Source organism: Marinospirillum insulare DSM 21763 (genome assembly GCF_000686905.1).
Lineage (GTDB): Bacteria > Pseudomonadota > Gammaproteobacteria > Pseudomonadales > Halomonadaceae > Marinospirillum > Marinospirillum insulare.
Genome location: NZ_JMLW01000049.1, coordinates 1 through 8,919, shown reverse-complemented (window position 1 = coordinate 8,919; position 8,919 = coordinate 1). Strand labels below are relative to the sequence as shown.

Here is an 8,919-nt window from a genome sequence, read left to right as displayed (position 1 = left end):
CAAGCAGGGCAGATATTTGGTATCGTTGCTCTCTGGTGAGCTGTGTGTAGTGTCTCATGTTTGCTTCTCATTCTTGGTCGATTGAAAAGCATAAGATGCTACAGCAGCTTGCCATCCAATCCTAGTTTAATGAGTTGCACTTGAGAGTTGAATCCAGGCATTAAAATTAAATGGCCATTCAATTACATCTGGCAGCTTAACTGAACAAATTAAAGTAGCCGCAGATGGTAAAAGTAAAGTTGATATTCCGGTTAACTTAGCCTTTGGTATTTCTTCAGCGCGGGCTTTTTATGACATGTTCAAAAAAGGCGGCAATATTAATTATTCGCTCGACTTAAATTCAGACTTGGGTAGCAGTTTGCCAGTACTAAAAAGTTTTCCCTTTGATGCTAAGCGTGAAGGTAAGGTGCAGTTAAGCCGTTAAATTTATGTTGTTTAACCTAGGTAAGCTTGATGAGTGATTTTTTATTAGTAGGAGGCGGTGTTATAGGGATGATGCTAGCGCGAGAGCTAGCTGATGCAGGTGCAGAGGTTACCTTGGTAGAGCGTGGGCAGTGTGGAGAAGAGTCTAGCTGGGCAGGCGGTGGCATTGTTTCGCCCCTCTACCCTTGGCGTTATCCTGCATCCATTACTGCTTTAGCTTCTTATGCGCAAGACTTTTACCCTAAATTCACTCAGCAACTATTAGAAGAAACGGGTATTGATCCTGAGTTTCGTGAAGATGGTTTGCTTTTATTGCAGGTCGCTGATGAACAAGCTGCTTTAGACTGGGCTGCTGTAGAAAAGCGTGAGCTTGAACAGGTGGATGCAGCTTTTTTATACGATAAAGAACCCGATGTGGCGCCAGGTTTTAGTAGTGCACTATGGATGCCAAAAGTTGCCAGTGTGCGTACGCCCCGTTTAGCTAAGGCCTTAAGAGCGTCTTTAAAGCGCTATAAAAATATTCGCTTGTTAGAAAATACCGAAGTACACGGCATTTATCATGATGAAGGCGAAGTGTTGGGCGTTGAGGGCAAGCAAATGATTTTTTCTGCTAAGTGTACTGTGTTATGTGCAGGCGCTTGGACAGGCAAGTTGTTAGAACAATTGGAAGTGAAAACAGCCATTAAGCCTGTGTGTGGTCAGATGCTTCTATTCAAAGCTCCGCCTGGGTTAATTAACCGAGTGGTATTAATGAAAGGGCGCTATTTAATTCCACGTAAAGATGGCCGTATTTTGGCTGGCTCAACTATGGAATATGTTGGCTTTGACAAACAAACCACACAAGATGCCTTGGAGTCTTTGCGTGAAACGGCTTTTCAAATTTTACCTAAGTTACGAGATTATGAAATAGAAAAACACTGGGCTGGTTTGCGCCCAGGTAGTCTTGATGGTATTCCACTAATGGGCGAAGTGCCTAATTATAGAAACCTTTACACTAGCGCAGGGCATTTTCGTAATGGCGTAGTTTTAGCACCCGCAGCAGCGCGAGCTATGGGTGATTTATTGCTAAAACGTGAAGCAAAAATTGATATGACGGCCTATTCTTTTTCAAATGATTCCTGATGTTCTCGGCAACAAAAATACTCTTCACCTGCTTTAATAGCACTGCCTTGAGGCAGGTGAACTTTGCACTTTTCACAGCGCACCATGATTTCAGAATTAGCTTGGTTTTGGTTAGAAGGCTTGTCGCCTGGTAGCTGTTGCTTAGCTTGCCAAAATTGCCATATACGGAAACCTGCCCAAAACAGCAACACAAAAACGACGAGACGCACAATCAATAAACTCATTTTTGTTCCTTAATTCTTACTTAGTGTTTAATCTATAATTTGATTCTAACAGTTTTTACATTTTAACCCTCAGCTTTTAGGAGCCTGTCTTGTCTGGCTTACGAATTTACTCTGCTCAAATTAGTCTGCTTGTTGGTGATATACAAGCTAACACCCAAGCTATAATTCAGCTAGCTAATAGCTTAGCTACTAGTAATCAGGCTGATCTTTTATTGCTTCCTGAACTGACTTTAACGGGTTATCCGCCCGAAGATTTATTACTAAGACCTGCTTTACAAGGCCGCATAGAAACAGGTTTGCAACAACTACAAGAAGAAGTGCAGGGTATAAGCTTAATTGTGGGTTATCCACGCGCCAAAAATGGCCAGCTATTTAATGCCGCTGGTGTGCTGCATCAAGGCAAATGGGTAGCAGAATACTTTAAGCAGTTGCTTCCCAATGAGCAGGTTTTTGATGAAGAACGTTATTTTACCGCTGGGCAAGAAGCGTGCGTTGTAGAAATTAATGGTTGCAAGCTGGGTATCTTAATTTGTGAAGACCTTTGGCAGCCAGAGCCTGCCGCTGCTACAGTTACCGCTGGCGCTGATGTTTTATTGGCTTTGAATGCATCACCTTGGCACGAAGGCAAGCAGTATGAACGCTTACACCTAGCTCAGCAGCATTGCCAAGCTTTAGCTCGCCCCTTGGTGTATTGCAACTTGGTGGGTGGGCAAGATGAATTGTTGTTTGACGGTGCTTCTTTTGCTTTGAATGCCGCTGGCAAAGTGATTGCTCAAGCCAAAGCCCTAGAAGAAGATGGTTTGTTGGTGAATTTGCAAGTGAGTCAGCAAGGCTGGGAGGCAAGTTCAAATGCTAGCAGTGCCATTAAAAGCTGGCCAGAAGACCTTGCCTATTTATATGGCGCTCTAGTGTTAGGTTTAAAAAACTATGTGAATAACAGTGGTTTTAAAGGCGTGGTTTTGGGCATGTCGGGCGGCTTAGATTCAGCCTTGTCTGCGGCGATTGCCGTGGACGCCTTGGGTGCCGACAGGGTAATGGGTGTAATGATGCCCTACCATTACACAGCGGCGATTAGCATTGCCGATGCAGAAGAGGAAGCAAGGCTGTTAGGGGTGGAATATCGGGTTATTCCTATAGCGCCGATGGTCGAAAGTTTTATGGCTGGCTTGGCAGATAGCTTTGCCAGCACTACAAAAGATGCTACTTATAAAGACGTGACGGAAGAAAACCTACAAGCCCGTTGCCGTGGTGTATTGCTTATGGCCTTGTCGAATAAAAAAGGTTTAATGCTGTTAACCACGGGTAATAAAAGCGAATTGGCGGTGGGTTATTGCACCCTTTACGGTGATATGGCCGGTGGTTTTAATGCCATTAAAGATGTGTATAAAACCAAAGCTTTTGAGCTATGCACTTGGCGTAACAGCCAAGGGTATGTGATTCCTCAGCGAGTGATTGACCGCCCACCTTCAGCTGAACTTGCCCCCGACCAAAAAGATGAAGATTCTTTACCGCCCTACCCAGTACTAGACAAACTGCTGCAAGGCTACATAGAAGAAGATTTATCTGCCACAGATTTAATTACCGCAGGCTTTAAGCAAGAGGATGTATTGCGGGTGGTTAAACTGGTGGATATGAATGAATACAAACGCCGCCAAGCTGCCCCAGGTACACGGGTTACGCCTAAAGCTTTTGGTAAAGATAGGCGTTATCCGCTAGTCAACAAATGGCCTGTTTTGTAAAAAATCTAAAGAGTGGCGAGGTTTTCTTACGGCAAAGGCAGGTTACGGCTAATTGCAACTTCAAGTTGTGAGCGAATACTTGGATTAGGTGGAAGCTTTAAATCTTGAAGGTAAGAAAGCTGTTGAAAGACGTATTTTCTGTAGCTACTCCAAGGGTAATCTTTGGGTGTTTCGCACAAGCCTTCAGTAACGGGTTTATAAACTAAGTAGTGAAGTGTGTTTTTTAGCCAAAAATCACTTTGTAAAGGTGATGCCTTAAAACGATCCTTCCAAAGCGTGCCGCTAAGTTTTTCTTTCAAATTTAGGTAGCGCACATAGCGCCGTCCTAGAGCTTGCATTAGCTTAGAAATATCTTCACCACAAGAAGGTTCTAGCACTAGGTATATTTGTTTGGGCAATAATAAATAAGCATGAAGAATACAATTATGTATTAAAGCTTCTTTATTTAACCAGTGTAAATATTGTTGGTAGTCTTGATTGTCAGAAAATGCATTTCTTTGATTAATAGCCTGATAATTAATTAAGTGCGGTTGTTGGTCTATTAGTAACCTTTTTGGCCTTGCCACGTCTACACTCCTTGTTTTCATTGCAATACTTAATGTGCAAATAACATGCCATGATTTTTAGTGATATTTTCCTGATAAAGCGGCAGCTTATAGCCGTTTTAGATATAGGGTGGCAAGGTTTTGCCTAGTCTTTACGTGGGGTCAGAGTAAAGCCAAATAAGGCTTGTAGCTAAGTTTTAGTGTTGATATAACTAGTTCAACTTTAGTTGTGGCTAACTAATCAATTATTTATTCAATAGGTGGTTATGTTATGAATGTTAATAGCGTTAATCCTTTACAAGTAAAAAGTGTAGCTGCTGTTGAGCAAGCTAAACTTACAAAAAGCCATAAAGCTAATGAGGTTAACCAAGCAACCAGCGAAGAAAAGAAACCTTATACTAGCTATGATTTAACCAGTATTACTGGGCCTGAAATTATAGAGTTGTCAGATAGGTTATTTAATGAGGGTTTAATTAATAAAGATGAAAAGTCTAGTCTTTTTTATCTTGCATTGAATACATCGGGCGTAATCTATCATTTAAATAATACCTTAGGCTCAATGACACATGCAGAGTATCAAGAGAAAATGAATAGCGAAAAAATGAACCTTTATGAAAACTTTGTTAGCTCAGTTAGTGGTGCTAAGTATATGGGCGAAGATGAAAGGGCAGAAGAGTATCAAAAGCTTTTAGATAAAGTTATAGGTATTTTTCAGCCTGAATATCAAAAGCCTTTGTTAGATGTAATGGCTTAGGTGGTTTTACTAGTATAACTTTTTTATTTTTATCTTCGAAGCCTATTGGCTATGGCTGTATACTGCCTTAGCCAATAGCCTGCTCATGTATAGTGTTATGTTTTTGTCTGAACCATAGATTCTATGATTGATAAAGCGTCTTTTGGCTCCAAATTAAAAAAATCATAAAGTGGGCCAAGAAATAAGTCTTTATTCAACATAGGGTTTTTACTAAATAGTCCGCCACTAATGATGTCATTTAATAAAGTATCGAGGGACGATTCTAGGTTATCGCTGGGTGAGCTTTCCGATTCTAAGCCTTGGAATCCCAGACCAGGAACATACGTTATATTTTTACCTGACGGAACGTGAACGCTATACTTTACTCCTCGTGATACCATATCTTCTACATAACGCTTATGGGAGAGGAAGAAGGCAGCTAGTTCTACATCTTCAATACTTTGGTCATTGGTTATGGCATAGTCATAAGCCGCCTGTAGTGATTCTCGGTCTCCTTGAGTAAGAAAGTAGAATCCATTTCCGCTTAACGCGGTCGCATCTGGGATAAAACCTTCAGGAGGTGGCTGAAGATAGTAAGGAATATCTTCACTGCCTTTGAACCCTTGGATAACTTCGCTGGCTGCATTTAAAATACTGGCTTCGTTACTGATAGATAGGCCTGAATTACTAGCTGTCGCTGGGCTATTAGATTCGGTATTTTCATTGTTGTCTTTAATGGGAGCTGTTTTTATATCAGAAGCTATTTGCTTACTGGTAGAAACATTTTCATTAGCTAAACGCTTTATTCCGTCCATTTTTGCATCCTTATCTAAGGTAACAATATAATTTTTTGATTGACCACAGAGTGAGGCAATACAATGGCTGATTACCTAGTAATCATAATCTACACGAAGTGTGTCAGGTGTACGACTTGTAGAGTAAACAGGATATGTGCCGCTGCTGCCAACAGTCTTAAATTTCATATAAAACCGACCCCGAGCATCTTCACCATCAAAAGTAACTTAATTTTGACTCTCCTCTGGACTAAATACCGTCTTTATTTACAGCTATGCTGTTATGTGAGAGTAATCAAATAAAATTATTTTGCAATAAATTCACCTGTTTACTCTGACCCCATAGATAATGAGCTGAAAATATAGGTGATATCGGCAATTTATAGTCGTTTTAGATGTGGCTTGGCAAGGTTTTTCCTAGTCTTTACGTGGGGTCAGAGTAAAGTCAAAAATTACTAGTTAAAGGCTTGGTCGACTGATATAAAGACTCAGGAAGTAAGAGTTATGTCTTCTTTTATCTTACTAAAGTATTTAATTACAAGGAAATCAAGGTCATGAAAAATATTGTTTTGTCTGTAAGTTTTTTAGCAGCTTTTTTTGTATTTGGTGTGCAAGCAGAAACAGCTGGTTTAGCAGGTAAGGAGGTAGTGCTTGTTAAGGAATACACTAAAGAACTTGGAAAAATAAGCTTGAACATTAATGAAGATAGCCCTTTAAATACCTATATTTTGAATAGTATTGAAGGTATTCAGCCTTATGCGCCAGCACCTTCTATTACCAGTGTTTCTATACATGCAGTTGGGTCGACCAATTGTGGTTGGGAAGATATAGGTTTAAATCAATACACTACCTACTGTGACCATGGTGGCGTGGAATTAAAGGCTGTTGCTTTGGTGGTTGGTTACGGAGGTAATAGACTAGCATGGATGAACGGCAACCTATTAAACTCTTCAAAAAACTATGACAATGATCCAGTTTGCATTAATAATGGTCAACCTAATATTGGCTGTACTCAAGGTGGAGTTGCGGTTGCCTATTTAAGGTATTATAACTTAGATGGCTATGAAAATGGTAAATTTGAATTTCAAGATACTTCAATGAATGCACCTTGGAACACCATGTCAACTTATATCTTTATTCAGTAGGGGTTATTATGAATATCACCGCAATGAACTTATCTCAAGTAAAAAGTGTAGCTGCTGTTGAACAAGCTAAACTTACAAAAAGCCATAAAGCTGATGAGGTTAACCAAGCAACCAGCGAAGAAAAGAAACCTTATACTAGCTATGATTTAACCAGTATTACTGGGCCTGAAATTTGGGAATTGTCAGATGAGTTATTTAATGATGGTTTAATTAATAAAGATGAAAAGTCTAAGCTTATTAAGCTTGCATTGAATACATCGGGCATAATCTATCATTTAAATAATATCTTAGGCTTAAATAATACCTTAGGCTCAATGACTCATGCAGAACTTCAAGAGAAAATGAATAGCGAAAAAATGAACCTTTATGAAAACTTTGTTAGCTCAGTTAGTGGTGCTAAGTATATGGGCGAAGATGAAAGGGCAGAAGAGTATCAAAAGCTTTTAGATAAAGTTATAGGTATTTTTCAGCCTGAATATCAAAAGCCTTTGTTAGATGTAATGGCTTAGGTAGCTTTACTGATATAAATAAAATAGGGAGGTTAATTATGAATGTTTCTATGTCGCTTAGTTCTCAGGTTCATTCAGCAGCGGCTTATTCAGCTAATGCTAGTAAAAAGCCACAAGAAGCCATTTTTTCTACTGATAAAAAGCTAGAAATAGGCTTGGAGGATATAGAAGACAGCGCTGCTAAGATAAAAATTGATATGCGGAATATTTCATACGCAGAGTTACAAGATTTAATTAAAACAGCTGTAGATGAAGGCTTAGTTCCTAAGGATTTTATTTTCCCACAGCCTTTGCCACCTAGCCCTTTTATGACGCGTGAGGAGTATGCTAATCATAAATTTGATTACTTAGGCCAGCAGGAGTCAGTGTTTGCTTTTAATAAAAGCCAAGGTGAAGGTACTAGCAATCTGAATGAAGTTATCAATATTTTAACGCAGTTCCACTCACCAAGAAGCGGTAGTAATGCTGTTGGTTTATCTGGGTCATCTAACAGACCACCCCTTGCTACTATTGCTACACAGGAATGGAAGCAATGGACTGATGAAGAAACAGTTAAGCAGCAAAGGCTAGAGTTTCTTTTGAAAACAGCTTAATGGGCTGTTTTCAATTAACCTTGTTAAAATAAATCAAATGAAAGTATTTGCAATAAGGTTTTGTCTGGTTTACCCACAAGGTTAAGCTGAACAAAACCTTCTTTGCCTTTTAGCTGCTTTTTGATGAAAGGTGGTAGTATGATCCTGTATTAAAAGCTTTTATAGTATCTGATGACATGTGAGAGAGCCATTGGCGGTGTTCGTCATTAAACCAATCTGGTACTTCTTGATTGTCTGCTACTAGTTTATGGCGGTCAAATGATGGCCCGATATGATCTTTGTTAGGGTCGTTGATGTACGCTCTAAATGCCTCGTTAAATACTTGACCTGCTTTTTGAGTGGTATCTTCATTAATTTGCAATCCTTTGTTAGCCCATTCATCCAATAATGCCTTACCGAAAAACATCGCCCCTAATGCATGATCTCCCATTTTCCATACCGATGAATGGTTGTTTTCGACTGAGCTATTGCCCTCCAACTCCTTTGTGTCTGAATTAGAATCTCTGGCACCAGGTTGCGCCATCTGATTAACAAAGGTGTTGAAAAGCTGTGCAACTCGCGCATCGCTCGAAATGTTTAAGGTGTCATCTTTGCCAGTTGAGGCATGAGGGTTGTTAGGCACTTTATTGGCGTGGTTTTTTAAAGGTGTCGCAGCTTGGCTGCCACTTGGCTGGTTTAATTTAAAAATTTCCATGTGTTTTCCTGTGTTGTTACTTTATATTTTAAGGCTTCATTTTATTGATCTGTTTTATTATTTTATTCTAGTGTTAAATGGGCTCTTCGCATTTAAGGGTGTAGAAAAGATCTGGCTCACTAGAAAAGGAGTCGGGTTTCTTAGAGAATGTAAGTTCCAACACAAACAAAACTAAGTCCCCCGACATGAGCAATCTTACCTTTTCTACCCCTGACCTTTCCACCTTTTGCCAATTAAATAAACTCGGCCTTGTTGCCACTGGACAGCATATTACTGAAAAACACGCTGTTATTGAGTGCCGTTTCGCTCAATCGCCAGAGCCTTGCCCTGAGTGCGCTGCTTGTGGCAATTCACGTGGCACTATTGATAGGCGTCTTGCCCACGTGCCTTATGGTCAG

The 8,919-nt window shown here is 40.0% G+C and carries 11 protein-coding genes and 1 pseudogene; 8 read left to right on the top strand and 4 right to left on the bottom strand.

Annotated elements, in window-relative coordinates:
- Nucleotides 1-295: 295 nt before the first annotated feature.
- Both BP27_RS17525 and thiO read left to right on the top strand, forming a co-directional pair.
- Complete coding sequence (locus BP27_RS17525) at nt 296-424, top strand: hypothetical protein (RefSeq protein WP_281172155.1); 129 nt, start codon at nt 296-298, stop codon at nt 422-424.
- A gap of 29 nt (nt 425-453) precedes the next feature.
- Nucleotides 454-1,545, top strand: a complete 1,092-nt coding sequence (gene thiO, locus BP27_RS0113010) for a glycine oxidase ThiO (RefSeq protein ID WP_027851914.1) — start codon at nt 454-456, stop codon at nt 1,543-1,545.
- On the opposite strand, the gene BP27_RS0113005 is transcribed toward thiO, so the two are convergent.
- A complete protein-coding gene (locus BP27_RS0113005; RefSeq protein WP_027851913.1) occupies nt 1,521-1,769 on the bottom strand; it encodes a PP0621 family protein in 249 nt (82 codons plus the stop codon). The genes thiO and BP27_RS0113005 overlap by 25 nt on opposite strands.
- An 89-nt stretch (nt 1,770-1,858) precedes the next feature.
- Between BP27_RS0113005 and BP27_RS0113000 the strand changes: the two genes are divergently transcribed.
- Nucleotides 1,859-3,508, top strand: coding sequence for an NAD+ synthase (locus tag BP27_RS0113000; RefSeq protein ID WP_027851912.1), 1,650 nt, complete (start codon nt 1,859-1,861; stop codon nt 3,506-3,508).
- A 26-nt stretch (nt 3,509-3,534) separates the two neighbouring features.
- Here BP27_RS0113000 and BP27_RS0112995 read toward each other — a convergent pair whose 3' ends face one another.
- Nucleotides 3,535-4,074, bottom strand: a complete 540-nt coding sequence (locus tag BP27_RS0112995; RefSeq protein WP_027851911.1) for a transposase — start codon at nt 4,072-4,074, stop codon at nt 3,535-3,537.
- Nucleotides 4,075-4,324: 250 nt separating this feature from the next.
- Between BP27_RS0112995 and BP27_RS0112990 the strand changes: the two genes are divergently transcribed.
- A complete protein-coding gene (locus BP27_RS0112990; RefSeq protein ID WP_027851910.1) occupies nt 4,325-4,807 on the top strand; it encodes a hypothetical protein in 483 nt (160 codons plus the stop codon).
- A gap of 95 nt (nt 4,808-4,902) precedes the next feature.
- On the opposite strand, the gene BP27_RS0112985 is transcribed toward BP27_RS0112990, so the two are convergent.
- Nucleotides 4,903-5,601: a hypothetical protein gene (locus tag BP27_RS0112985; protein WP_027851909.1), complete on the bottom strand. Its 699-nt coding sequence runs from the start codon at nt 5,599-5,601 to the stop codon at nt 4,903-4,905.
- Between the two features lie 533 nt (nt 5,602-6,134).
- On the opposite strand from BP27_RS0112985, the gene BP27_RS0112980 reads away from it, so the two are divergent.
- The 3 genes from BP27_RS0112980 to BP27_RS0112970 are packed head-to-tail and all read left to right on the top strand — an operon-like array spanning nt 6,135 to nt 7,827.
- The gene (locus tag BP27_RS0112980) at nt 6,135-6,725 is read left to right on the top strand and encodes a DUF4879 domain-containing protein (RefSeq protein ID WP_027851908.1); all 591 of its coding nucleotides are present in this window, start codon (nt 6,135-6,137) and stop codon (nt 6,723-6,725) included.
- 8 nt (nt 6,726-6,733) lie between these two features.
- Nucleotides 6,734-7,234: a hypothetical protein gene (locus tag BP27_RS0112975; protein ID WP_027851907.1), complete on the top strand. Its 501-nt coding sequence runs from the start codon at nt 6,734-6,736 to the stop codon at nt 7,232-7,234.
- Between the two features lie 38 nt (nt 7,235-7,272).
- A complete protein-coding gene (locus BP27_RS0112970) occupies nt 7,273-7,827 on the top strand; it encodes a hypothetical protein (protein ID WP_027851906.1) in 555 nt (184 codons plus the stop codon).
- Between the two features lie 109 nt (nt 7,828-7,936).
- Here BP27_RS0112970 and BP27_RS0112965 read toward each other — a convergent pair whose 3' ends face one another.
- Complete coding sequence (locus tag BP27_RS0112965; protein ID WP_027851905.1) at nt 7,937-8,521, bottom strand: hypothetical protein; 585 nt, start codon at nt 8,519-8,521, stop codon at nt 7,937-7,939.
- A gap of 185 nt (nt 8,522-8,706) precedes the next feature.
- On the opposite strand from BP27_RS0112965, the pseudogene BP27_RS0112960 reads away from it, so the two are divergent.
- Nucleotides 8,707-8,919, top strand: a pseudogene (locus tag BP27_RS0112960) (ISL3 family transposase); the annotation flags it as partial.